Raw genomic sequence first — 25,018 nt, 5'->3', positions numbered from 1 at the left:
ATGCCGCGACGAACCCCTGTAAGCCCTTATGCTCTCCCAGCCCAAAAACCAGCGTTAACCTTCATTTAATCAACCCCAGCCAGCATGGCCCCATTCCCCGATTTGCCAAGGCGAAGACATGCGCGTTCTCCTGCTCTTCCTCACACTACTACTGGCCGGCCCGTTGCAAGCCAACCCGTTCGACGTGAAACCAGACTTCCTGCCGGTTGACCAAGCCTTCGTGCTCACCCACGACCGCCAGGCCGACGGCCAGATGCGCCTGTACTTCCAGATCAAGCAGGGGTACTACCTGTACCAGAAGCGCCTGAAGTTCGACGGCCTGCCTGCAGAGCAACACCCGCAGCTGCCGCCAGCGCTCAACCACCATGACGAGTTCTTCGGTGACAGCGCGGTGTACCGCGACCAGCTCGAACTGCTGCTGCCGGCCACTGCCCAGGGCCAATTGCGCCTGGGCTGGCAGGGCTGCGCCGACGCCGGCCTGTGCTACCCCCCGCAAACCACGCTGATCGACCTGGGCGGCAGTGTGGCGCCAGCCGCCGAGCAAGCCAGCGACCAGGCCTTGGCCAGTAACCTTCAGCAAGGCCACCTGGCCTGGAGCCTGCTGGCGTTCTTCGGCCTTGGACTCCTGCTGGCCTTCACCCCCTGCTCGCTGCCGATGCTGCCGATCCTTGCCGGGCTGGTGCTGGGCAATGGCGCCAGTGCCCGGCGCGGCTGGCTGCTGGCGGGGGTGTATGTGCTGAGCATGGCGCTGGTGTACGCCGCCCTGGGTGTGGTTGCCGCGCTGCTGGGCGCCAGCCTTCAGGCCTGGCTGCAGCAACCCTGGCTGCTGGGCAGCCTGGCGGGCCTGTTCGTGTTGCTGGCGCTGCCGATGTTCGGTGCCTTTGAACTGCAATTACCCGCAGTCGTGCGCGACCGCCTGGACCGCGCCGGGCAAGGTACCCGTGGCGGCAACCTGTATGGCGCGGCGTTGCTGGGCGCGTTGTCTGGCCTGCTGCTCGGTCCGTGCATGACCGCACCACTGGCCGGCGCACTGCTGTACATCGCCCAGAGCGGCGACGTGCTGCAAGGGGCCTTGGTGCTGTTCAGCCTCGGCCTGGGCATGGGCGTGCCGATGCTGTTGCTGGTAACCCTGGGCAACCGTTATCTGCCGCGCCCAGGTGCATGGATGAACCGGGTCAAGGGTGTGTTCGGCTTCGTGTTCCTGGCCATGGCGCTGTACACCGTGCGCAGCCTGCTGCCCGCTACCTTGCTGCTGGCACTGAGCGGCGCCTGGCTGATCGCCCTGGCCTGGGCCGCCTGGCCGGGCCTGCAGCGCCTGCCGGCGTTGCGCGCCGTACCGCTGTTGGGCGCCCTGTGGGGCGGCCTGTTGCTGGTCGGTGCGGCAGCCGGCGGCGACGACCTCTGGCAGCCGCTACGCCCGTTCACGGGGGGGGACAGCACAGCGGCCGCTGGCCTGCATGCCGAAGACAGTTTCGTCACCGTCAGCCGCCCCGAAGACCTGCAACGTGAGCTGGATGCGGCCAAAGCCCGCGGCCAGTGGGTGATGCTCGACTACTATGCCGATTGGTGCGTGTCGTGCAAGGTCATGGAAAAACAGGTGTTCGCCCGCAGCGACGTGCAGGCCGGCCTGGCCAACGTGCACCTGCTGCGCCTGGACGTGACCGCCGACAGCCCGGCCAGCAAGGCCCTGCTGCAGCGCTACCAGGTACCCGGCCCGCCTAGCATCATCTGGATCGGCCCGGAAGGCGAAGAACGACGCGCGCGGCGCATCACCGGTGAAGTTGATGCAGCAGCGTTCCAGCAACACTGGGCCCAGACCAGGAGCCAAGGCTGATGCTGACCATAACACTCGGGCCACTGACCATGGCCCTCAACCACCTGCTGATGCTCACCGCCCTGGTGATTGCCAGCATTGTCGGCTGGTGGGTTGCCCGACGTGGCGGCGAGAGCCCGGAATCGGCGCTGTTCAACCTGTTCCTGATCGGCCTGCTGTGTGCCCGCGCCGGCTTCGTGCTGGCCTATTGGCCGATGTACCAGGACGACCCGCTGCAAATGATCGACATCCGTGACGGCGGCTTCCTGTTCTGGTCGGGCCTTGTCGGCATCGTGCTCGGAGCCCTGTGGCAGGGCTGGCGCCACCCCGGCCTGCGCCGCCCGCTAGGCTGGGCGCTGTTCAGCGGGGCACTGTTCTGGGGCCTGGCCAGCCTCGGCGGCCACCTCTACAGCAAAGGCACCGAGCTGCCCGACCTGAGCCTGCGCAACGCCGACGGCCAGGCCGTGGCATTGCACAGCTACCGCGGCAAGCCGCTGGTCATCAACATCTGGGCCACCTGGTGCCCACCGTGTCGGCGTGAGATGCCCGTGCTGCAACAGGCACAAAGCGCTTACCCGCACGTGACCTTCCTGTTCGTCAATCAGGGAGAGACCCCGGAAAACGTCAGCACCTTCCTCGCCACCACCGGCCTGAGCCTGACACACGTGCTGTTCGACGGCACCGGCCTGCTGGCCCAGCGCGTCGGCTCCATGGCCTTGCCCACCACCCTGTTCTACGACGCCAACGGGCGTCTGGTCGGCAGCCACCTGGGCGAACTGTCCCGGGCCAGCCTGCGCCACGCCCTGGAACCTTTCGACCGGGCCATTGCGCCCGCCCCTGCCGCACAAGGAAACTGACATGCGATTGACTGCACTGCTGCCCCTGTCCCTGGCCCTGCTGGCCTCCCCTGCCCTGCAGGCCGAAGAACTGCCCAAGGCGGTTCAGCAACTGCAAGCCAAGGGCGCCGTGATCAAGGGCAGCTTCGATGCGCCCAACGGCCTGCGCGGTTATGCCGCCGAGTACCAGAACAACGCCCTGGCCCTCTACCTGACCGCCGACGGCAAGCACGTGCTGGTCGGCAGCCTGTTCGACGAACAGGGCAAGGACCTGAGCGCCGAGCCGCTGCAAAAGCTGGTATACGCGCCGATGAGCAAGGAAATCTGGGCGAAAATGGAAAAGACCGCGTGGATCGCCGACGGCAAGGCCGATGCGCCGCGCAAGGTGTACCTGTTCAGCGACCCGAACTGCCCGTACTGCAACATGTTCTGGGAACAGGCGCGGCCCTGGGTGGAGTCGGGCAAAGTGCAGTTGCGCCATATCATGGTCGGCATCATCCGCGAAGACAGCCCGGGCAAGTCGGCGGCGCTGCTGGCGGCGAAAGACCCGGCCAAGGCACTGCAACAGCACGAGAAGGCCGGCAAGGCCAGCACCCTGAAGGCGCTGGAACAGGTGCCAGAGGCTGTGCAACAGAAGCTGGCGGCGAACATGGCGTTGATGGAAGAGATGGGGTTGCAGGCGACCCCAGCCATTTTCTATCAGGATGAGCAAGGCAACCTGCAAAGCCAGCAAGGGGCACCACGGCCGGAGATGCTTGGGAAGATTCTGGGCAAGCGCTGACTGTAAGATCGTCGGGGAGAGTGTCTGAACGTGTACGGACCTATTCGCGGTTGAATCCTCAACCACAGACTCATCGATACAGGCATCCCGACCAAACCCGCGGTTGCTCCTACAACTGCGGGCCATTCATCGCTTTGCGTATTCCTTGACTAATGCGTTGGAGCTCATCCTCGGAGTCTGATCCCGACGACGAGTCGAACGAAGATAACCTGCTTCGTTGAGCCGCGCGAAATTTTCTGGCGGCATCAATATCTCGTATAAGTTGCTCCCTCGCACCATCATGCTTTGACTGGGGAGGAAGTTTTATATCTGGCCTTTTTACCAAAAGTTCATAGGATTGGCCAACACCCGGCCCGACGGTACCCTTTTGCGAGGCAGCGAGCAATTTTTCAGGATCACTCAGCGAAACCTCCATCTTAGAAAAGGCCGCCCTGGTCATACTGTAAACATGTTTATTGACCCTTGAAAGTGCCGCCGCACTACGCAGGTCTAGATAACTGATGACTTTAGAGAATATATCAGGCTCATTTATGGAATTGATTGTAATGACCGACTTGGGAATTATGATACTGACCGGCTTCGGTATCAAAACAGGGCTTATCCTGCGCATCATCCGGCCGCTGGGGTCCACATTATTGACAGGATCGCAACTGCAATAACAGTACGCATTTACCCCTCCCTTTCCAAACGGGCTCAGCCTATCAGGCGAGGTGAACCGCATCAAAGTGGGATTGAATGATCGATAGCCATTGCCTAGTGCATAGCAACCCGAAACCAGAGTGAAAGCTTCGCCATTGAAGCCTAGTAACGTAAGCGTTGACGGTAATTTCGGATCGTGGCCGTATACAGAGTATGCGTGCTGTTCCCCTTTATCAGTTTCCTGCACTGACAGCACCGAGGCCTTGCCGTCTGTCGAGAACAGATGGTATGCCTCACCACCATCGACTCGTTGCTCGGCCAAGGGCATATCAGGCGTCCGAAAAACGGAGCGAAGCTGGTTCCCCTGCATCATCGAAACAAGGGACCTCCCCTGATAGAAGAAAGACGAGTTTGATGAACTTTCCATGCTGGTAGCTCCATATCTCCGGAGTAAATAGGATACGCGGTTACCCATATTGAATCCCTCGCAAAGATAGAGGGAACTGGTAAAAATGGTAGGTAAACCGTGAATGACTTTCAATTTTCCTGAGATCGGGCAGCAGTTCGTCACCTGGCGCTCGAAAAAGGCCGCCTGATGAGCCTGCCGATTACGCTCTAGAACCCAGTCGTAGTGGCCTGACAACCAAAATCCACATGCTCTGCGACGCCAACGTGACACCGCTGCGCTTCCTCCTCTCTGGCGGAAAAACCAGTGACTGCCGGCATGGTCTCACTGGCTTGTTCTATGCGGTGATCGCGACGTCTCTTCTCACATAGTCTTAGTACCGTGACCATTGAAAGGGGCGCCAAGCGCCCCTGCCCATCACAGCCCCTCCAGCTCCGCCATCAGGTCACTGAGCCGGTCGACCTTGTCATCATCCAGCGCACTGCCCTGCAGCCCCTGTACATACTCGGCCAACGCCTCCACCGTGCTGCACTCGAACATCGCCCGCAGCGGCACGTTCAGCTGTAGCTGCTTCTGCACCCGCGAAGCGATCTGCGTGGCCAGTAATGAATGGCCGCCCAGCTCGAAGAAGTTGTCGTACACCCCCACCCGCTCGGCTTTGAGCACATCGGCCCAGATGCCCGCCAACACATCCTCCAGGTCGTTACGTGGCGCCTGATAGGCCTGGCTATGCTGCACGCCGATGTCGATGGCTGGCAGGGCCTTGCGGTCGAGCTTGCCGTTGGCGTTGTGCGGCATGCTGTCGAACCAGCCCCAATGCAACGGCACCATGTACTCCGGCAACTCGGCACGCAGTCGTTGCTTGACCTGCTCCAGCAACGCAGCATCGGCACTGACGCCCTGGTGCGCCACCAGGTAGCCGACCAGATGCTTGCCGTTCACGCCCTCCTGCACCGCCACAGCGGCATCGCGAATTTCCGCCTGCTCATGCAGCCGGGCCTCGATTTCGCCCAGTTCGATGCGATAGCCGCGAATCTTCACCTGGTGGTCGATGCGCCCGACATATTCCAGCACGCCGTCCGGGCGTTGCCGCGCCAGGTCACCGGTACGGTACAGGCGCTCTCCCGGTGCCCCGTAAGGGTGAGGAATGAACGCCAGTGCCGTGCGCACCGGGTCACCGACGTAGCCACGGCCTACACCCGTACCCGCCACGCACAGTTCGCCCACCGCCCCCAGCGGCACCAGCTTCTGTTCCTCGCCGAACAGGTACAGGCGGTTGTTGTCCGTTGGCGTACCGATGGGCAGGTAGCTGCCTTGGGTCGAGGCGGAATCGACGCGGAAGAACGCCACGTCATCCGAGCACTCCGCCGGGCCATAGGCATTGACCAGGCCGATCTGCGGGTAGCGCTGCAGCCACTGCGCCGCCAGCTCCGGTGACATGGCCTCGCCGGTCGGCAGCATCCAGCGTAGGCCGTCGAGGGCCTGGTGGTCGCTGGCCAGCATGCCCTGGATCAGGGACGGCACGCTCTCCAGCACGGTGATGCCGGTGGCCTGCACGTGCGCCAGCAGGCCTTGCGGGTCGTGGGCGATGGCATTTGGCACGATCTCTACCTTGGCGCCGAACAGCGGCGCAGCCAGGAACTGCCAGACCGAGATGTCGAAGCTTTGCGAGGCGGTCTGGGCGATCACGTCCTGCTCGCTCAGCGCCAGGTAAGGCACCTTGCTCAGCTGATTGTTGAGCATGCCGCGCTGCTCGACCATCACCCCTTTCGGCAGACCGGTCGAGCCTGAGGTGTAGATCACGTAGGCGAGGTTGTCCGGGCCACTGTGGATACCCGGGTTGTGGCTTGCGATCGGGTTGGCCTGGACGTCTTCCCAGACCAGCAGTTGCGGCCGCAGCGCAGCCTCCAGCTCACCGAGCAACTGCCGTCCCTGCTCGGCGCAGGCCGCGCTGCACACCAACACTGGCGTGCGGCTGAGCTGGATGATGCTTTGCAGGCGCGCCGCCGGCAGGCCCGGGTCCAGCGGCAGGTAGCCGGCGCCGGCCTTGAAGCTGCCGACAATCATGCCCAGCAGCGGCAACCCACGTTCGGCAAGCAGTGCCACTGGCTGGTCCACGCAGACTCCGGCAGCCACCAACGCATGGCCCAGGCGGTTGGCCGCCAGGTTCAGCCTGGCGTAGTCATAGGATGCCTCCAGGCAGCGGGCCACGGTACGCTGTGGATGCGCCACGACCTGCGCTTCGAACTGCGCGATGTAGCTCTGTTCAAGTGGATAAACCCGCTCGGTCCGGTTGCAGTCCTCCAGCAGGAAGCCTTGCTCCTGGGCGCTCGACAGCGGTAGCTCGCTCACCTCCCCTTCAAAGCCTTGTACCAGCGCCAGCAGCAGGCGCTTGAATTCGGCCAGCAGGCGCTCGACGGTCGGGTAGTCGAAGTAGCGCTGGTCAAACGACAGGTGCAGGCCCAGGTCATCACCCGGGTAACACACCGCCGTCAGCGGGAAGTTGGTGTGGGTACGGCCCGAGTCGGAGCTGGCGTTCAGGTGCTGGGCGTGATCGAGCACGGCGGTTTCAACCGGCGCATTCTCGAACACGAACAGGCTGTCGAACAGCGGCTGGCCCTTGGGCAACTCGCTGCACGCCTGGATCGCCACCAGCGGCAGGTATTCGTACTCGCGCAGCTCCATGTTGCTTTGCAGCAGGCCCTGCAGCCACTGGCGTACGCTGCAACGCTCACCCGCCGCGGGCAACTGCACGCGCAGGGCCACGCTGTTGATGAACAGGCCGACGGTGCGCTGCATCTGCGGCATGCTCACCGGGCGCCCGGCCACGGTTACGCCAAAGGCCACGTCGCGGTCGCCGCTGTAGCGCGACAGCACCAGGGCCCAGGCCGCCTGGGCGAAAGTGTTGACGGTGAGCTGATGGGCCTGGGCCAGCTCGCGCAGACGCACGCCATCATTCACCTCAAGGCGGGTATAACAATCGCCGACGACCATGCCGCTACCGGCGTGGTCATGGCGCAGCGGGCGGTCGCTCGGGATGGCTGTGGCACGTTCGAAGCCGGCCAGGTTGGCCTGCCACCAGGCGCGTGCGTCGTCCAGGCCCTGGCGCTGCAGCCAACCGATGTAATCGCGGTAACGCGGCGGCACCGGCAGTTGGGCCTGACGGCCTTCGCCAAGGGCCTGGTAGACTTCGAAGAAATCGTTCATCAACAGCGAGCGGCACCAGGCATCGATAAGGATGTGGTGGTTGCTCATCATGAACCAGTAGCGTTCATCGGCCACGCGCACCAGGCGCAGGTGGAACGGTGCCTCGCTGAGCAAGGCAAAGCCGGCCTCGCGCTCCTGCTTGTGCAGGGCCTGCAGGCGCTGCTCCTGGGCATCGTCGGCAAGGCCGCGCCAGTCCTGGTAGTCCACCGCCAGGTTGCCCGGCTTGTGGATGATCTGCAGCATCGCCTCGCCGCTGTTCCAGCTGAACGAGGCGCGCAACGCTTCGTGGCGCGCCACCACGGCCTGCCAGGCCTGGGCGAAACGCTCGGGGTCGAGCGCGCTGTTGATGCGGTAGCGGTCCTGCATGTAGTACAGGCCAGTGCCCGGCTCCAGCAGGGTGTGCAACAGCATGCCTTCCTGCATCGGCGTCAGCGGGTAAACGTCCTCGATCTGCGCGGCCGGGACCGGCAATGCGTCGATCTGCTCCTGAGTCAGGTGCGCCAGCGGGAAGTCCGATGGGGTGAAGCTGCCATTGCCATCGGCCAGACAATGCGCGACCAGCGCCAGCAGCTCCTGACGATAGCCCTCAGCCAGACCCGCGATAGTCTTCTGGTCGTAGCGCTCGGCGCTGAAGGTCCAGCGCAGTTGCAGAGCACCGCCATACACCTGGCCATCGACGCTCAACCAGTTGGGCAACGGCGCATCGAGATCATGCGCCAACCCGGCCGGGGCTTCCAGGGGCTGGAACAAGGCCGCACTGTCGAACTGCTGGTCGAACTGGCCCAGGTAGTTGAAGGTGATGCGCGCCTGCGGCAAGGCCGCCATCTGCTCGCGCCCGGCGGCATCCGCCAGGTAGCGCAGTACGCCGTAGCCCAGGCCCTTGTGCGGTACATGGCGCAGTTGTTCCTTGATGCGCTTGATCGAACCGGCCCGCGCCGCGTCGTCTTCACCTGGCAGCGGACGCAGGCTCAGTGGGTAGGCATTGGTGAACCAGCCGACGCTGCGGGTCAGGTCCATGTCTTCGAACAACCCGTCACGGCCATGGCCTTCGAGCTGCACCAGCACTTCTTCATCGCCGCTCCAGCGGCACAAGGCCCGCGCCAGTGCGGTCAACAGCAGGTCGTTGACCTGGGTGTGGTAAGCCGCCGGGGCCAGTTGCAACAGCTGTCGGGTCTGCTCCACGTCCAGGCCGATGGCCAGGGTTTGAGCGTCGCGATGCAAATTGCCGCCCTGCGGATGGTCGCACGGCAATTCGCGACGCACACCGCCCAGCTGGCCTTGCCACCAGGCCAGTTCGTCACGCAGCGAATCGCTGCCGGCGTAGCTGACCAGGCGCGCCGCCCAGTCGCCGACGGCGTGGGTCTTGGCCGGCAGAGTCTGGCCACGGTACAGCGCCTGCAGGTCTTCCAGCAGCACCCGCCAGGACACACCATCAACCACCAAGTGATGGATCGCCAGCAACAACCGCTGGGTGCCCTGCCCGTCACGCACCAGCAAGGCGCGCAGCAGCGGCCCCTGTTGCAGGTCCAGGCTGCGCTGCACGTCGGTGTAGAGTGCCTGACAATCATTGAAATCGGCGACAGTGGCGCTCCACAGCAGTTGCTCGGCGCCAGGCTGCGCGTACTGCGCCTGCCAGCGGCCCTGGGCGTCGCTGAAGCGCAGGCGCAGGCTGTCATGGTGCTGCACCAGCGCAGCCAACGCCTGTTCAAGGGTGGCCTCATCCAAGGGTTGGCGCGGCTTCAGCAGCACAGCCTGGTTCCAGTGTTGCGGCTTTGGCACGTCACTGTCGAAGAACCAGTGCTGGATCGGCGTCAGCCCGGCCTGGCCCTGGCGCAGGCCCTGCTCGACCGTGCTCACGGCTTCGCTGAGCTGAACCACAGCCGCCAGGGTCTGGATGGTCTGATGCTGGAACAGATCGCGCGGGGTGAATTGCAAGCCGGCCTGCCGGGCGCGGCTGACCACCTGGATCGACAGGATCGAGTCGCCGCCCAGTTCGAAGAAGTTGTCCTGCACCCCAACCTGGGCAATGTTCAGCACGTCGCGCCAGATCTGCGCCAATTGTGCTTCCACCGCGCTGCCAGGGGCCTGGTACTGCTGCCGCGCCTGCTCAAGATCCGGCAACGGTAGCGCACGGCGGTCGAGTTTGCCGTTGCCCATAAGCGGCAGGCTGTCGAGCAGCACCAGGTGCGTAGGCACCATGTAATCGGGCAGGTGCTGGCGGGCATCGGCTTTCACCGCTTCGCGCAGCAGGTTTTGCGCCTCGCTACCGGCGGTGGCCTGCCTGCACACCAAGTAGCCCACCAACTGCTTGCCGCCCGGCAAATCCAGCGCCTGCACGACGGCCTCGTCGACATCGTCGTGGGCCTGAAGGCGGCTCTCGATTTCACCCAGCTCGATGCGGAAGCCGCGGATCTTTACCTGCTGATCAGCACGGCCGAGATACTCCACCAGGCCATCAGTACCCAGACGTACCAGGTCGCCGGTACGGTACAGGCGCCCGCCTTCGGCACTGAACGGGTCGGCGACAAAGCGCTCGGCAGTGAGGCCTGGACGGTCATGGTAACCCTGGGCCAGGCCGGCACCACCGACATACAGTTCGCCAATGCCGCCTTGCGGCAACAAGGCCAGATCCTCGTCGAGGATGTAGGCCGTACGGCTACCGACGACGCGGCCGATCGGCACGCTGCCAAGGTCTGCTGGCAAGGCCTCTGGCGCCAGGCACGCCAGCGGCATGACCACGGTTTCGGTCGGGCCGTAGGCATTGAAGAACAGCTGTGGCACGAAGGCCTGGCGGATGCGTTGCAGGTGCTCGCCGGTCAGCGCTTCGCCGCCGGTGATCACCAAGCGCACCGGCAACTGTTCGCCCTGCCCACCCAGGTACTGGGCCAGTTGGCTGCCGTAGCTAGGGGTGAAACCGAGGATGCTCACCTTCTGCTCACGCACCAGTTGGCAGATTTCCTCGGCACCCCACTGCCCTTGGGCGCGCAGCACCACACGGGCGCCACACAGCAGCGGCGCCCACAGGCGCTCGCTGGCAGCGTCGAAATTGATCGAATAGAAATGTAGTTCGCAGTCATCGCTGCGCATGCCGAATGCGGCGATCACCGCCTGGCAGTGCATGGCGAACTCGCCATGGCTGACCACCACGCCCTTGGGTTTGCCGGTGGAGCCTGAGGTGTAGATCAGGTAAGCCTGGTGCTGCGGCAGGCTGAGGTTGTCCAGCGGCGCATCGCTGTAGGCCGCCAGGCTGGCGGCATCGTCTTCCAGGCTCCAGCTGGCCACGCCTTCAGGCAGCTCGCCCACGGCTTGCAGCAACGCGCGCTGACTCAGCAGCAAGCCGATGCGGCTGTCTTCGATCATGTAGCGCAGGCGGTCGAGCGGGTACTCGGGGTCGAGCGGTACATAAGCGCCGCCGGCCTTGAGGATGGCCAGCAGGCCAACCACCATTTCCAGCGATCGCTCCAGGGCCAGGCCCACGCGCACCTGCGGGCCGACACCACGCTCGCGCAGGGCGCGGGCCAGGCGGTTGGCCTGTTGGTCGAGTTCGGCATAGGTCATGTGCTGGCCGGCAAAGGTCAACGCACCAGCCTGTGGCGTACGCGCGGCCTGGGCGGCGAACAGGCCGTGCAAGGTCTGGTCGAGGTCGAAATCGTGCTCGCCCTGCAACTGGCCCACCAGCACCTGCTGCTCGGCGCTGCTCAGCATCGGCAGCTCGCACAGGCGCTGTTGCGGGTTGTCCAGCAGGCCGACCAGCAGTTGCTGCCAATGCTCGGCCATGCGCGCGATGCGCGGCTCGTCGAACAGGTCGCGGCTGTAGGTCAGGCAGCAACCCAGACGACCGTCGAGGTCGGTCACCTCCAGGTACAGGTCGAACTTGGTGGCGCTGGCGTCATTGACCAGGTAATCCACCTGCATGCCGGCCAAGCTGCGGCTTTGCTGGAAAGCCCAGCGCTGCACGTTGCACATCACCTGGAACAGTGGGTTGTAGGCGCTGCTGCGCGGCGGCTGCAAGGCCTCCACCAACTGGTCGAACGGCAGGTCCTGGTGCGACTGGCCTTCGATGGCGGCCTGACGCATCTGCTCCAACAACTGCGCGGCGGTCATCTGCCCGTCCAGCTCGCAGCGCAGCACCTGGGTATTGAGGAAGGCGCCGATCAGCCCTTCGCTTTCCGGACGGATGCGGTTAGCCACCGGCGCGCCGATGCGCAGGTCGCGCTGGCCGCTGTAGCGGTGCAGCAAGGCGGCCAGGGTAGCGGTCATGGTCATGAACAGAGTGAGGCCGCGCTGGCTGTTGAAGGCATGCACGCGGGCGACCAGGGCCGGGTCGAGGTCGAAGCGGTACAGCTCGCCACGGTGGCTTTGCACAGCCGGCCGCGGGCGGTCGGCGGGCAAGGCCAATACCGGGTGTTCATCGCCCAGGCGAGCCTTCCAGTAGGCCAACTGGCGCGCGCCCTCGCCGCTTTCCAGCCATTGCCGTTGCCACACGCTGTAGTCCAGGTACTGCACCGGCAGCGGCGCCAGTGGCGATTCGCGGTCATCGACAAAGGCTTCGTACAGCTCACCCAGCTCGCGGGCGAAGATGTCCATGGCCCAGCCTTCGGTGACGATGTGGTGCAGCGTCAGCACGAAGAAGTGCTCGCGCTCGTCGGCCTTGGCCAGACAGGCGCGCAGCAGCGGACCACGCTCCAGGTCGAATGGCTGGTGCGCCTGGTCGTCGGCCAGTTGTTGCAAACGTTGCTGGCGGGCATCGACTGACAACGCACTGAAGTCTTGCCAGTCGAGATGCAGGCCACTGTCTTCAGCCACACACTGGTACGGCACCCCGTCGATGCTGGGGAACGTGGTGCGCAAGGTTTCGTGGCGCACGATCAGCGCCTGCAGCGCACGCTCGAAAGCGTCTATATGCAGGGTGCCGCGCAGGCGTGCCATGCCGCCGACGTTGTACGCCGGGCTATCCGGCTCCATCTGCCAGAGGAACCACATTCGCTGCTGCGAGTACGACAGCGGCACCGCCTGACGGCGGTCGACACGGGCGATTGCACCTTGCAGATTGCGCTCGCCGGCCGCGCGCAAGTGGGCGATCTCGGCACAGAAGGCGCCCAATTCGCTGGCTTCGAACAGGGCCTTGAGCGGCAGCTCGACATCGCAGGCCTGGCGGGTGCGCGAAACGATCTGAGTCGCCAGCAACGAGTGACCACCGAGGGCGAAGAAGTCGTCCTGCAGGCCAATGCGCGGCAAATTCAACACGTCGCGCCAGATGGCCGCGACCTGTTGTTGCAGCTCGGTTCGTGGCTCGACATGCTCACGCTGCTGCCACACTGGAGCAGGCAGTGCCTTGCGGTCGACCTTGCCGCTGGGGCCCAGGGGCATCTGTGCCAAAGGGATGAGTTGCGCCGGCACCATGTAGGCTGGCAATTGCTCAGCCAGCACGGCCAGCACCTCGGCAGGCTGGGCGCTGCCACTGTAATAGCCGACCAGTTGCGCGCCAACGGCGTCCTTGTGTATCAGCACCAGCGCCTGTTCCACACCCGCCTGTGCCAGCAGGCAGGCCTGAACTTCCTCTGGCTCGACGCGAAAACCACGCACCTTTACCTGCTGGTCGAGGCGGCCAAGGTATTCCAGGGCCTCCAGCTGAACCTGCCAGCGGGCGCGATCGCCACTGCGGTACAGACGCTGACCATTGCCGTCGGCCTGGGGTACGAAGCGCTCGGCAGTGAGGCCGGGGCGGCCCAGGTAACCCCGGGCCAGGCCCGCGCCACCGAGGTACAGTTCGCCCGGCACACCGGGGGCGCTCAGTTCCAGCTCATCGTCCAGCACGCGGCACAGCACATTGCCCAGCGGGCGGCCGATGGGCGAGCGCTCACCGTCCGCCACCTGGCAGTGCCAGTGGGTGACGTTGATGGCGGTTTCGGTCGGGCCGTACCGGTTGTGCAACTGCACCTGCGGCAGCACCTGCAGCACGCGGTCACGCAGCGTGGCGGACAACGCTTCGCCACCCGAGAACACCCGGCGCAAGCTACTGCAGGCACCTGCCTGCGGCTCCTGGACGAACACCTGCAACAGCGGCGGTACAAAGTGCAGCGTGGTCACCCCATGGGCCTGCACCAGGGCAGCGATACGCTGTGGGTCGCGGTGTTCACCAGGGCCAGCGAGCACCAGCTTGCAGCCGGTGACCAACGGCCAGAAGCATTCCCACACCGAGACGTCGAAACTGATCGGCGCCTTCTGCATCAGCACGTCGCTGTCATTCAGCACATAGGTCGCCTGCATCCACTGCAGGCGCTCGGCCAGCGCCGCATGGGTATTGCCTACGCCCTTGGGCTGCCCGGTGGAGCCGGAGGTATAGATAACGTAGGCCAGGTTGTCGCCGTGCAGGTGCAGGCCGGGGGCATGGCTGGGCCAGCTGTCCAGGTGCAACTGGTCGAGGGCAATGGCGCTGACACCGTCGACCTGCGGCAGCTTGCCCAGCAGGCTGCTGTGGCTCAGTAGCAAACGGGCGTCGCAGTCGGCCAGCATGTAGGCCAGGCGTTCGGCAGGGTAATCGACATCCAGCGGCACGTAGGCACCGCCAGCCTTGAGAATGGCTAGCAGGCCAACCAGCAATTGCGGCGAGCGCTCGATGGCAATGGCCACACAGGTATCGGGGCCGACGCCTTTGTCACGCAGGTAGTGGGCCAGCCGGTTGGCTTGCTGGTGCAGCCCGGCGTAATCCAGGCTGCCGCCGTCCCAGATCAGGGCGGTGCGTTGCGGCGTCAGGCGTGCCTGCTCATTGAGTTGTTCGACCAACAGGTGCTGCGCTGCGGCGGCCTCTGCCTGGCCCCAACCCAGCAGCTGCGCACGGCCGTGCTCATCCAGCAATTGCACCTCTCCCAGCGCCTGCTGCGGCGCGGCACACGCCTGTTCCAGCAGGACCAGCAGGTGATGGGCCAGACGTTCGACGGTGCTGGCTTCGAACAGCTCCGCGGCGTAGTCGAGGGCCAGGCTCAGGCGGCCCAGATGGTCTTCCTCACTGTGCAACTGCAAGTCGAACTTGGCTTCACGGCTGTGCCACGGCAGCTCTTCGGCCAACAGCCCCGGCAGACGCCGCAGGGCTGACAGGTCGCGTTGCTGGTGGTTGAACATGACCTGGAACAGACCTTGCTCACGGGCCTCTGGCAAGGCTTCGACCAACTGCTCGAATGGCAGGTCCTGGTTGGCCTGGGCTGCGAGGGTGGCTTGACGGACCTGGGCCAGCAACTGTGCGAACGACAGACGGCCATCGAATTGCGCGCGCAGCACCTGGGTATTGATGAAAAAACCGACCAAGCCCTGAGTTTCCATACGCGGGCGGTTGGCATTGGGCACACCGACGCGGATATCGGACTGGCCGCTGTAGCGGTGCAGCAGCGCCTGCCAACCTGCCAGCAGGACCATGAACAGGCTGGCCTGCTGCTCGCGGGCAAGGCCCTTGAGCGCTTCAGTAAGCTTGGCCGGCACCTTGAAGCTGAAACGGGCGGCGCGATGGTCGCGCTGGCTGGCCCGTGGATGATCGGTGCACAGGTCGAGCACCGGCAGTTCATCGCCCAGGCGCGCCTGCCAATACTGCAGCTGCCGCTCGGCTTCGCCTTCGGCCAGCCATTGCCGCTGCCAGCTGCCGTAGTCGGCGTAACCCAGGGGCAGCGGCGCCAGGTTGGCCTCCAGGCCCTGGCAGTGGGCGGCATACAGTTTGGCGAACTCATCGAGGAGGATGTTCAGCGACCAGCCGTCAGCGACGATGTGGTGCAAAGTCACCCACAGTTGATGGTCTTCATCGTCCAGCCGCGCCAGGGTCACCCGCAGCAACGGGCCCTGGGAGAGGTCGAACGGCTGGCGGGCCTCGGTTTCACGCTGCGCGGCAACCTGCTCGGGCGAGTGCCCTTCAAGGTCCAGGCGGTGCAGGCTGAACGGTTGTTGCGGCAGGATACGCTGCAGCGCCTGGCCATTCTCTTCGCTGAACACGGTACGCAGCGATTCATGGCGCGCCACCAGTGCCTGGAAGGCCACTTTTAGAGCGTCGACATCCAGCTCGCCGCGCAGGTGCAAGCCGGCGGGAATGTTGTAGGCCGCTGATTGCGGTTCCAGCAGCCACAGCAGCCACAAGCGGTTCTGCGCCAGCGACTGGGGCAACGCCTGGGCGCGCTCCAGCGTGGTGATGGCCACGGTGCCTGCGGCGCCATCGGCGATGATCTGTGCCACGGCCTTGCTGTAGTCGGCCAGTACCGGCGCCTCGAACAGCATGCGCAGGCTCAGGTCGATACCCAACTCATCGGCCAGGCGCGCAGTGGCCTGGGTGGCGGCGATGGAGTTACCGCCCAGCAACAGGAAGTGGTCGTCCGCGACCACCGCCTCTACCTTGAGGATCTCGCGCCACACACCCGCGATGCGTGCTTGCAGCTCATCGCCAGCGGTTGCACCGGCACCGGCTTCGCTTGCCTCAGGGAAACGGGCATAGCAGTCGAGGCTGCCATCGTCCATGCGCAGGCGGCAGGCAGCGCGTTGCAACTTGCCGCTGGAGGTCTTCGGCAGCGCGCCGGGGTTCAGCAACAGGACCACGGCGGGGGCCTGCCGGCAGGCATCGGCGATGACCTGCCGGAGGGTCTTGATCAGGTCCTGGGGCTTGAGTGCCTTTTGCACGTTGCGGCTGACCTCCACAGCGACACCGATGCCCTCCTCGCCTTGATGCTCGACGGCGAACACCGCCACCCGGCCTTTACGCAGCACCTGCACTTCACGTTCGAGGGTTTTCTCCAGGTCTTGCGGGTAAAGGTTCTGCCCACGCACGATCAGCATGTCTTTCAGGCGCCCGGTGACGAATACCTCGCCTTCACGCATGAAGCCCAGGTCGCCGGTACGCAGCCAGGTCTGGCCATCCATTTCGACGAAGGTGCGAGCGCTGGCTTCTGGGTTGCGCCAGTAGCCCAGGGCGATGCTCGGGCCGCCTGCCCAAATTTCCCCCACCTGGTTGTCGCCCAGCACTTGCAGTTGTTGCGGCTCGACGATGCGTATCGCGTGCCCCGGCTGCGGGAAGCCGCAACTCATCAGCACGCTGCCAGTGCCGGGTTCGGCGCGGTTGGCGGCGAAGGCTTTGGCATCCAGCTCAAGCGCGGGGATACCCTGTCCACGGCGGCTGCCGCTGACGAACAAGGTGGCTTCGGCCAGGCCATAACTGGCGAAGAAGCTGTGCGGGTCGAAACCGCAGGCCTGGAACTTGTCGGCAAAGGTGGCCAGGCTGTCCTGGCGGATTGGCTCGGAGCCCGAATAGGCTACGCGCCAGCGGCTCAGGTCGAGCCCGGCCAGCGAAGCCTCGCTCACCCGCTCGCTGCACAGGCGGTAGGCAAAGTCGGGCCCGCCGCTGATGGTGCCACCGTAGTCGCTGATGGCCTGCAACCAACGCAGCGGCCGGGCCAGGAAGAACCCTGGCGACATCAGCACGCAGGGCACACCGCTGAAGATCGGCTGCAACAGGCCGCCGATCAGCCCCATGTCGTGGTATAGCGGCAACCAGCTGACGATCACGTCGTCGGGATTGAGGTCGATGCCGAAGCCTTGGCGGATCAGTTGCTCGTTGGCCACCAGGTTGCCATGGCTGACCTGCACGCCCTTGGGCAGCGCGGTGGAACCGGAGGTGTACTGCAGGAAGGCGATGTCCTCGCCCTTGAGTGCGGGCTCACGCCAGGTCGCGGCCAGCGCCGGGTCCAGGCCGTCCACGGCCAGCAACTCGGGCGTGTCGTCTGCCGCAAGCACCTCCAGGCCTTGCAGGTGGTCGTGCAGCGCCGCCACGGTCAGCAGCAGGCGCGGCCCGGCGTCGGCGATGATCGACAGCAAACGCTCCTGATGATGCTGGCGCGCGGACTCCGGCGGGTAAGCCGGCACCGCGATCACGCCTGCGTACAGGCAACCGAAGAACGCCGCCACGTAATCCGGCCCGCTGGGGAACAGCAACACGGCACGGTCACCGAAGCTGGCGCGCGCCTGCAAGGCAGCGGCGATGGTGCGCGCACGCTGGTCGAGGTCCCGGTAGCTGAGCACGGCCTGCTCGCCGGGGGCGTCGGAGAGAAAGCGCAGAGCAATCCTGTCCGGGGTCTGCGCGGCGCGTTGCGCCAGGGCCTGGACCAGCGAGAGCGGGAGTTCGAAGGCGTCCGTCATGGGGTGTTCCTGCCAGTGTCTGTTAGGGCGTGCCGACTGCGCCGCGAACAGCGGCGGGCAGCGAGCGGCGACCGGGGATGTACACAGGGGAACGGATGGACGGGGGCAGAAATTAGCGGGGGCGAGGGTGTGGGGCTGCGTGAAGGCTGGAGGCATACCTGGGGGCATGCCCCCTTGGGACAGCAACACGCAATAATAATTTAGTTTCGCATTTGACAATCATTATCATTCTACATAATTTGTCGCACGTCGTAGGAAGCTTCCCAGCTTTGGGTGCCTCCTTTCCTCTCTGTGACAAGGTGATTTCCATGGCGGAACAACTATCCACAAGTAAGTGCGATTCACCATTACTGCAGGCCTTCGTCGACAACCGCAACATCCTGGTCAAGATCGCTGCCCGCATCACTGGCTGCCGCTCCCGCGCCGAGGATGTGGTGCAGGACGCCTTCTTCCGGCTCGGTGCTGCCCCGCAGATCACCTCGTCATTCAAGGCGCAGCTGAGCTACCTGTTCCAGATCGTGCGCAACCTTGCGATCGACCACTACCGCAAGCAGACAATGGAGCTGAAGTACTCCGGCAGTGAGGAGGAAGGCCTGAATGTGGTTATCCAGAATGCCTCGCCCGAAGCCACCCATATCAACCTTGCCGCACTGGACGACATTGCCCAGGCGCTGAACGAGCTGCCGCAACGTACCCGCTATGCGTTCGAGATGTACCGCCTGCATGGCGTACCGCAGAAGGACATTGCGAAGGAACTGGGGGTGTCACCGACCTTGGTCAACTTCATGATTCGCGATGCATTGGTGCATTGCCGCAAGACCGCCAACCGGCAAGCCTGAGTTACTCTTCGACAACATCTACGATGCCATCGGGCGGGAATCAAGGCCTGCGCGTGCTGACTGTGATGCGGTAGGGGTCGAAGATCCGCGCCAGCTCACCACTGTCACGCAGGCCACGCAGCAGGGCAGCGAACGACTGCTCGTCAATAGGCGCCTCTGGGCGCAGCAAGGCGTAGTGGTGATAGACCTGGTCAATGCGCTGCGAAGGCACCAGCTGAGCCCTGCTCGCCGGGTTGCGTGCCAGGAAATCGCTGAGGTAGGAGCGCGTGACCAGGGCGATATCGGCGCGGCCGGCCTGCACCATCAGCAGGTTGCTGTCGTGGGAATAGGTCAGGGTCGCGTTGTATGTCTTGCGCAGGTAATTCGGGTCAGCGTTGAAGCCGGCGAACGCGTAGTGGTAGCCGTTGAACAATGCCAGGCGTTTACCGCGCAGGTCATCGAAGTAATGTGGATCATTGCCATTTGCCTGACGGGCAACGAACACTTCGGCATCTTCCAGGCCCATGTCCACGGCCTGATGAGCAATTTGCTCCCAGCCCCATTGTGGGTTCTCGAAAATTGCCATGTCGGTGCGGCCCTGCTGGAAGTCACCGAAGCGCCGCTGGATAGACGTAGGCACAAGAACGAAGTGATAGTGCTGCTGCGCCCGGTTGAGTGCATTGACCAACTGCGGCAGCAAACCGGTATCGGCGCCTTGCTCGGGGCGCACCGTGTAAGGCGGGAAATGGGCCGCGCCAATCTTCACTTCGACCGCTTCGCCAGCCCATACCGGTGCCGCCAACCAGAACACGGCCAGCAGCATCAGGGTGGACAAGGCCTTGAGGCCGGGCACTGGAGTCAAGACGGACACTCATCACGGTTTATGCCTGTATGCGCCTAAGCTAGGCGTTTTCCAGGGGCGGCACAACTACTGGCGTCTGCTCTTTGTGCCAAAGCAGGCGGCAAAATGCCATAGGATGCCGTATGCCCAGACATTGGCTACGCTCTAGCAGGATCTGCAAGGGAGCCTGGTATGGGCCATTGGTTGGTGATCGACCTGGAAGCCACCACCGACGATGGTGGGTGGCCGGTCACAGAGATGGAAGTCATTGAAATTGGCGCAAGCCTGGTTACCCGCGAAGGCCGCGAGGTCGACCATTTCCAGCGTTTTGTAAAGCCACGGCGGCGGCCGCAGCTTACCCCGTTCTGCCGTGAGCTGACCCACATCAGCCAGGCCGACGTGGACAACGCCGCGCCGTTTCGCGAGGTGTGGGCAAGCTTCGAGCGCTGGCTGGGGCACCACCGCGGGCAGCTTCAGGCCTGGGTCAGCTGGGGCGACTACGACCGCCAGCAATTGCACCAGGAGTGGCAGCAGCACAGCCTCGACAGCCTGCTGCGCACATTGCCGCACATCAACCTCAAGCAACGCTTTGCCAAGGCCCGCCATCTGCAGCGCCCCACCGGCCTGAACGGCGCCCTGCAACTGGCCGGCATGCACTTTTGCGGGCAACAGCACAGGGCCCTGGAAGATGCGCGCAACACGGCGCGGCTATTACCGTTGACCCTGCCCGCCAACAGCCCCTGAAAGCAGATGACGAGGCCTGTGGGCTTGGGCATACTGGCCAGCCCTTTTTCATCACCTCTTTTCAGGAGTCGCCCATGTTCCAGGTCAACGAGTACTTCAACGGCACCGTCAAGTCGATCGCATTCTCGGGCGAAGAAGGCCCGGCCACTGTCGGCGTCATGGCTCCGGGCGAATACGAATTCGGCACTGCCAAGCGCGAGATCATGCATGTGGTATCGGGCGCGCTGACCGTGAAACTGCCAGGTAGCGACAACTGGGAAACCTTCAAGGCAGGCGACAAGTTCAATGTTGCCGCCGACAGCAAGTTCCAGCTGAAAGTGGCGGTGGATACGGCCTACCTGTGCGAGTACCGCGACTAAGCGTCGGCCTGTGCCGGCCTCTTCGCGAGTGAACCCGCTCCCTCAGGCGTATCACCGTCCTCGGACCCTGTGACCATCCTGTGGGAGCGGGTTTACCCGCGAAGAATCCAGCACTAATCCTTCAGGAAATCAGCAACACGTTCAGCCGCCGCCTGCAAATGCTGCTCATGGCTGAACCCCGAAGCCTTCAACGGCTTCAGGTCATGGTCCCCCGCCACTAGCCAGCTCACCTCGATCGCCGGCGACAACGCATACCCCGCCACCGCCTCGCGGTTACCCAGCGCATCCCGCTCGCCCTGCACGATCAACGTCGGTGTCTTCAACTCGGCCAAGTGCTCTACCCGTGGCTTCTCGGGTTTACCCACCGCATAGAATGGATAACCCAGGCACACCAGCGCATCCGCGCCCAGTTCGTCGGCCAGCAGGCTCGCCATGCGCCCCCCCATGGACTTGCCACCCACGGCCAGCTTGCCCGCGACCAAAGGTCGCACTTGCCGGTACACCTCGCGCCAGCATTCAAGCAACACCTTCTGCGGGTTAGGCGGCCGCTTGCCACCGGTAACCCTGCGCTCGGCCATGTACGGGAACTCGAAGCGCACTACCGCTACCCCAAGAGCCGCAAGCCTTTGCGCCATTTCGTCCATGAACCCGCTGTCCATCGGCGCGCCCGCGCCATGGGCCAGGATCAGGCACCCCTTGTAGCCCTCTTTACCTTCAACCGGCGGAGGATCGCAGCGCAAGCCTGGGACATTTGCGACCTTCGCCCATTGATCCCCGTCAATACCGGCACTTTGCCCATTAATCATGCTTGCCTCGCTGTAAAGCCTGCCAAATAACCGTGGATGGGAACCCATACATGAACACAACCAGCAGTACCGCCTATAACTACAAGGTGGTCCGCCAATTCGCCATCATGACGGTGGTGTGGGGAATCGTCGGGATGGGGCTCGGCGTCTTCATCGCCGCCCAGCTCGCCTGGCCGTCCCTCAACTTCGACCTCCCCTGGACCAGCTTCGGCCGCCTGCGCCCCCTGCATACCAATGCGGTGATCTTCGCGTTCGGCGGCTGCGCACTGTTCGCCACCTCCTATTATTCGGTGCAACGCACCTGCCAGACCACCCTGTTCGCACCGGGCCTGGCCGCGTTCACGTTCTGGGGCTGGCAACTGGTTATCCTGCTGGCGGCCATCAGCCTGCCGCTGGGCTACACCAGCTCCAAGGAATACGCCGAACTGGAATGGCCGATCGACATTCTGATAACCATCGTCTGGGTGGGCTACGCCATCGTGTTCTTTGGCACGCTGATGAAGCGCAACACCAAACACATCTACGTCGGCAACTGGTTCTTCGGCGCCTTCATCCTGACCGTGGCGCTGCTGCACATCGTCAACAACCTGGAGCTGCCGGTCAGCCTGACCAAATCCTACTCGGTCTACGCTGGCGCCACCGATGCCATGGTGCAGTGGTGGTACGGCCATAACGCGGTGGGCTTCTTCCTGACCGCAGGCTTCCTGGGGATGATGTACTACTACGTGCCCAAGCAGGCCGAACGGCCAGTGTATTCGTATCGCTTGTCGATCGTGCACTTCTGGGCGCTGATCACCCTGTACATCTGGGCCGGCCCTCACCACCTGCATTACACCGCCCTGCCCGACTGGGCGCAGTCGCTGGGCATGGTGATGTCGCTGATCCTGCTGGCACCCAGCTGGGGCGGCATGATCAACGGCATGATGACCCTGTCGGGCGCCTGGCACAAACTGCGCAGCGATCCGATCCTGCGCTTCCTGGTGGTGTCGCTGGCGTTCTACGGCATGTCCACCTTCGAAGGGCCAATGATGGCCATCAAGACGGTCAACGCCCTGTCCCACTACACCGACTGGACCATCGGCCACGTCCACGCCGGCGCTCTCGGCTGGGTAGCGATGATCTCGATCGGCGCGCTATACCACACCATCCCCAAAGTGTTCGGCAAAGAACGCATGTACAGCCTCGGCCTGATCAATGCGCACTTCTGGCTGGCCACCATCGGTACCGTACTGTACATCGCCTCGATGTGGGTCAACGGCATCGCCCAGGGCCTGATGTGGCGCGCGGTCAACAGCGACGGCACGCTGACCTACTCGTTCGTGGAAACTTTGGTGGCCAGCCACCCAGGCTTTGTCGTGCGCTTCGTCGGCGGCGCGATCTTCCTCAGCGGCATGTTCCTGATGGCCTGGAACACCTGGCGCACCGTGCGTTCGCCAGCGCTTGACGTCGCCCCTGCGAACGCCCAGTTGGCTTGAGGAGAAACGCCTGATGAAACATGAAGTCATCGAGAAAAACGTCGGCCTGATGGCCCTGCTGATGGTATTTGCCGTCAGCATCGGCGGCCTGACCCAGATCGTCCCGCTGTTCTTCCAGGACGTCACCAACAAACCGGTGGAGGGCATGAAGCCCTATACCGCGCTGCAACTGGAAGGCCGCGATGTCTACATCCGCGAAGGCTGCGTGGGCTGCCACTCGCAGATGATCCGCCCGTTCCGCGCCGAAACCGAGCGTTACGGCCACTACTCGGTGGCCGGTGAAAGCGTGTGGGACCACCCGTTCCTGTGGGGTTCCAAGCGCACCGGGCCGGACCTGGCCCGGGTCGGTGGCCGCTACTCGGACGACTGGCACCGTGCGCACCTGTACAACCCGCGCAACGTGGTGCCGGAGTCGAAGATGCCATCCTACCCGTGGCTGGTTGCCCAGCAGGTCGACAACAGCCACACCGACGTCAAGATGCGCACCCTGCGCACCCTGGGCGTGCCGTACACCGACGACGACATTGCCAGCGCCCGCGAAGCGGTCAAGGGCAAGACCGAGATGGATGCGCTGGTCGCCTACCTGCAGGTGCTCGGCACCGCGATCAAGAACAAGAGGTGAGTGCGATGGAAATGGACATCGGCATGATCCGCGGGTTGGGCACCCTGGTGGTGATGATTGCCTTCATCGGCCTCACCCTGTGGGTCTTCAACCGCCGCCGCGACCGTGATTTCGCCGAAGCGCGCCTGCTGCCCTTCGTCGACGACCGCCTGCCCCCTGCCGGGCAGGAGCCTGCTGCAAAAAGGAGTAACGGGCAATGACCACGTTCTGGAGTACGTACATCAGCGTACTGACCATCGGTAGCCTGATTGGCCTGACCTGGCTGCTGCTCGCCACGCGCAAGGGCCAGAGCAACAACACCACTGACGAGACCATGGGCCATAGCTTCGACGGCATCGAGGAGTACGACAACCCGCTGCCCAAGTGGTGGTTCTGGCTGTTCGTTGGCACCTTGGTGTTCTCGGTCGGCTATTTGATCCTCTACCCGGGCCTGGGCAACTGGAAAGGCATCCTGCCGGGCTATGAAAATGGCTGGACCGGCGCCAACGAATGGCAGAAGGAAATGGACAAGGCCGATGCCAGGTTCGGTCCGATCTTCGCCAAATACGCCGCCATGCCCGTGGAAGAAGTGGCAAAGGATCCGCAGGCGCTGAAAATGGGCAGTCGCCTGTTTGCCTCAAACTGCTCGGTGTGCCACGGTTCCGATGCCAAGGGCGCCTTTGGTTTCCCCAACCTCACCGACAGTGACTGGCGCTGGGGTGGCGATCCGGAAACCATCAAGACCACCATCATGGGCGGGCGCCATGGCGTGATGCCGGCCTGGGCCGAAGTGATCGGTGACCAGGGCGTGGCCGATGTGGCTGCATTCGTGGTCAGCAAACTCGATGGCCGCACATTGCCTGAGGGCGCGAAGGCCGACGTCGAGAACGGGCAGAAGATCTTTGCTGCCAACTGCGTGGCCTGCCACGGCCCGGAAGGCAAAGGTACACCCGCCATGGGCGCACCGAACCTGACCCACCCGCAGGCGTTCATCTACGGTTCGAGCTTTGCCCAGCTGCAGCAGACCATTCGTTATGGTCGTCAGGGGCAAATGCCGGCGCAGGCCGAGATCCAGGGCAATGACAAGGTGCACTTGCTGGCGGCTTATGTGTATAGCCTGTCGCGGGAGGGTTCGGCCGAGACTGTGACTGCACAGTGAGTTCGCCGAAAGGGATTTGGCGCCTGTTAGAGAAAGGGATTTGGCGCCTGTGAGATCGAGCGCCGCCCGCGCGGCGCATCGCGAGCTGCGCTCGCTCCTACGTTTGTTTCGGGCCAGTCCCTCCTGTGCCAGGCGCGCGCGACCGCCTGGCCCGTACCACGCGAAATCGCGACATGCGCCAAGGCGTTCGCGCGCAAATCCCACAGGAATGATTGGCCCGAAACAAACGTAGGAGCGAGCGCAGCTCGCGATGCGCCGCGCGGACGGCGCTCGATCTCTGCCCCACCACAACACTCAACCCTTTCCCCCCCCGCCCCACCACAACACTCAACCCTTACACCCCGCCCCACCACAACACTCAACCCTTTC

14 protein-coding genes and 1 pseudogene are annotated in these 25,018 nt (G+C 64.0%); 11 read left to right on the top strand and 4 right to left on the bottom strand.

Features of this window, described 5'->3' with window-relative positions:
* Positions 1-118 precede the first annotated feature (118 nt).
* Genes dsbD through dsbG form a run of 3 tightly spaced genes read left to right on the top strand, consistent with a single transcriptional unit; the run spans position 119 to position 3,430 of the window.
* A complete protein-coding gene (gene dsbD, locus QCL51_RS08010) occupies positions 119-1,834 on the top strand; it encodes a protein-disulfide reductase DsbD (protein WP_103462263.1) in 1,716 nt (571 codons plus the stop codon).
* Positions 1,834-2,670, top strand: a complete 837-nt coding sequence (locus tag QCL51_RS08005; protein ID WP_021784463.1) for a TlpA disulfide reductase family protein — start codon at positions 1,834-1,836, stop codon at positions 2,668-2,670. Before dsbD ends, QCL51_RS08005 begins: the two co-directional genes overlap by 1 nt.
* A gap of 1 nt (position 2,671) precedes the next feature.
* The gene (dsbG, locus tag QCL51_RS08000) at positions 2,672-3,430 is read left to right on the top strand and encodes a thiol:disulfide interchange protein DsbG (protein ID WP_021784462.1); all 759 of its coding nucleotides are present in this window, start codon (positions 2,672-2,674) and stop codon (positions 3,428-3,430) included.
* 109 nt (positions 3,431-3,539) lie between these two features.
* On the opposite strand, the gene QCL51_RS07995 is transcribed toward dsbG, so the two are convergent.
* On the bottom strand, positions 3,540-4,496 hold the full coding sequence (locus QCL51_RS07995; protein ID WP_050439962.1) for an RHS repeat-associated core domain-containing protein: 957 nt from the start codon (positions 4,494-4,496) through the stop codon (positions 3,540-3,542).
* Positions 4,497-4,681: 185 nt separating this feature from the next.
* Here QCL51_RS07995 and QCL51_RS07990 point away from each other — a divergent pair.
* A pseudogene (locus QCL51_RS07990) lies at positions 4,682-4,789 on the top strand (IS5/IS1182 family transposase); the annotation flags it as partial.
* A 103-nt stretch (positions 4,790-4,892) separates the two neighbouring features.
* On the opposite strand, the gene QCL51_RS07985 reads toward QCL51_RS07990, so the two are convergent.
* Positions 4,893-17,846, bottom strand: coding sequence for a non-ribosomal peptide synthetase (locus QCL51_RS07985; RefSeq protein ID WP_338444730.1), 12,954 nt, complete (start codon positions 17,844-17,846; stop codon positions 4,893-4,895).
* Between the two features lie 308 nt (positions 17,847-18,154).
* On the opposite strand from QCL51_RS07985, the gene QCL51_RS07980 reads away from it, so the two are divergent.
* Positions 18,155-18,685 (top strand): RNA polymerase factor sigma-70, encoded by a 531-nt coding sequence (locus QCL51_RS07980; protein WP_021784459.1) that lies wholly within the window; start codon positions 18,155-18,157, stop codon positions 18,683-18,685.
* A gap of 40 nt (positions 18,686-18,725) precedes the next feature.
* Here QCL51_RS07980 and QCL51_RS07975 read toward each other — a convergent pair whose 3' ends face one another.
* Positions 18,726-19,526: a transporter substrate-binding domain-containing protein gene (locus QCL51_RS07975; protein ID WP_028698348.1), complete on the bottom strand. Its 801-nt coding sequence runs from the start codon at positions 19,524-19,526 to the stop codon at positions 18,726-18,728.
* Positions 19,527-19,697: 171 nt separating this feature from the next.
* Here QCL51_RS07975 and QCL51_RS07970 point away from each other — a divergent pair, with 171 nt between their 5' ends.
* Both QCL51_RS07970 and QCL51_RS07965 read left to right on the top strand, forming a co-directional pair.
* Positions 19,698-20,249, top strand: coding sequence for an exonuclease domain-containing protein (locus QCL51_RS07970; RefSeq protein WP_021784457.1), 552 nt, complete (start codon positions 19,698-19,700; stop codon positions 20,247-20,249).
* A 74-nt stretch (positions 20,250-20,323) separates the two neighbouring features.
* Complete coding sequence (locus QCL51_RS07965; protein WP_021784456.1) at positions 20,324-20,608, top strand: pyrimidine/purine nucleoside phosphorylase; 285 nt, start codon at positions 20,324-20,326, stop codon at positions 20,606-20,608.
* 113 nt (positions 20,609-20,721) lie between these two features.
* Here the strand turns inward: QCL51_RS07965 and QCL51_RS07960 are convergent, their stop codons facing one another.
* A complete protein-coding gene (locus QCL51_RS07960; protein ID WP_021784455.1) occupies positions 20,722-21,414 on the bottom strand; it encodes an alpha/beta family hydrolase in 693 nt (230 codons plus the stop codon).
* A gap of 50 nt (positions 21,415-21,464) precedes the next feature.
* Between QCL51_RS07960 and ccoN the strand changes: the two genes are divergently transcribed.
* From ccoN to ccoP, 4 genes are read left to right on the top strand one after another with little or no spacing between them, the layout of a single operon-like run.
* Positions 21,465-22,889, top strand: a complete 1,425-nt coding sequence (ccoN, locus tag QCL51_RS07955; protein ID WP_003254280.1) for a cytochrome-c oxidase, cbb3-type subunit I — start codon at positions 21,465-21,467, stop codon at positions 22,887-22,889.
* A 13-nt stretch (positions 22,890-22,902) separates the two neighbouring features.
* Positions 22,903-23,511, top strand: coding sequence for a cytochrome-c oxidase, cbb3-type subunit II (gene ccoO, locus QCL51_RS07950; protein WP_028698349.1), 609 nt, complete (start codon positions 22,903-22,905; stop codon positions 23,509-23,511).
* Between the two features lie 5 nt (positions 23,512-23,516).
* On the top strand, positions 23,517-23,711 hold the full coding sequence (locus tag QCL51_RS07945) for a cbb3-type cytochrome c oxidase subunit 3 (protein WP_021784453.1): 195 nt from the start codon (positions 23,517-23,519) through the stop codon (positions 23,709-23,711).
* Positions 23,708-24,649, top strand: coding sequence for a cytochrome-c oxidase, cbb3-type subunit III (gene ccoP / locus QCL51_RS07940; protein WP_021784452.1), 942 nt, complete (start codon positions 23,708-23,710; stop codon positions 24,647-24,649). The genes QCL51_RS07945 and ccoP overlap by 4 nt, the downstream gene beginning before the upstream one ends.
* Positions 24,650-25,018 lie beyond the last annotated feature (369 nt).

It is taken from the genome of Pseudomonas sp. LTR0, assembly GCF_036630035.1.
GTDB classification, from domain to species: domain Bacteria; phylum Pseudomonadota; class Gammaproteobacteria; order Pseudomonadales; family Pseudomonadaceae; genus Aquipseudomonas; species Aquipseudomonas putida_Y.
The sequence above is the reverse complement of the archived record's forward strand: the minus strand, read 5'-3'. Positions and strand labels throughout refer to the sequence as shown.

Excerpts from the sequence above, each read along its gene's own strand:
- dsbD (WP_103462263.1), top strand. The coding sequence starts at position 119 with ATGCGCGTTCTCCTGCTCTTCCTCACACTACTACTGGCCGGCCCGTTG.
- QCL51_RS08005 (WP_021784463.1), top strand. The coding sequence starts at position 1,834 with ATGCTGACCATAACACTCGGGCCACTGACCATGGCCCTCAACCACCTG.
- dsbG (WP_021784462.1), top strand. The coding sequence starts at position 2,672 with ATGCGATTGACTGCACTGCTGCCCCTGTCCCTGGCCCTGCTGGCCTCC.
- QCL51_RS07995 (WP_050439962.1), bottom strand. The coding sequence starts at position 4,496 with ATGGAAAGTTCATCAAACTCGTCTTTCTTCTATCAGGGGAGGTCCCTT.
- QCL51_RS07985 (WP_338444730.1), bottom strand. The coding sequence starts at position 17,846 with ATGACGGACGCCTTCGAACTCCCGCTCTCGCTGGTCCAGGCCCTGGCG.
- QCL51_RS07980 (WP_021784459.1), top strand. The coding sequence starts at position 18,155 with ATGGCGGAACAACTATCCACAAGTAAGTGCGATTCACCATTACTGCAG.
- QCL51_RS07970 (WP_021784457.1), top strand. The coding sequence starts at position 19,698 with ATGGGCCATTGGTTGGTGATCGACCTGGAAGCCACCACCGACGATGGT.
- QCL51_RS07965 (WP_021784456.1), top strand. The coding sequence starts at position 20,324 with ATGTTCCAGGTCAACGAGTACTTCAACGGCACCGTCAAGTCGATCGCA.
- QCL51_RS07960 (WP_021784455.1), bottom strand. The coding sequence starts at position 21,414 with ATGATTAATGGGCAAAGTGCCGGTATTGACGGGGATCAATGGGCGAAG.
- ccoN (WP_003254280.1), top strand. The coding sequence starts at position 21,465 with ATGAACACAACCAGCAGTACCGCCTATAACTACAAGGTGGTCCGCCAA.
- ccoO (WP_028698349.1), top strand. The coding sequence starts at position 22,903 with ATGAAACATGAAGTCATCGAGAAAAACGTCGGCCTGATGGCCCTGCTG.
- QCL51_RS07945 (WP_021784453.1), top strand. The coding sequence starts at position 23,517 with ATGGAAATGGACATCGGCATGATCCGCGGGTTGGGCACCCTGGTGGTG.
- ccoP (WP_021784452.1), top strand. The coding sequence starts at position 23,708 with ATGACCACGTTCTGGAGTACGTACATCAGCGTACTGACCATCGGTAGC.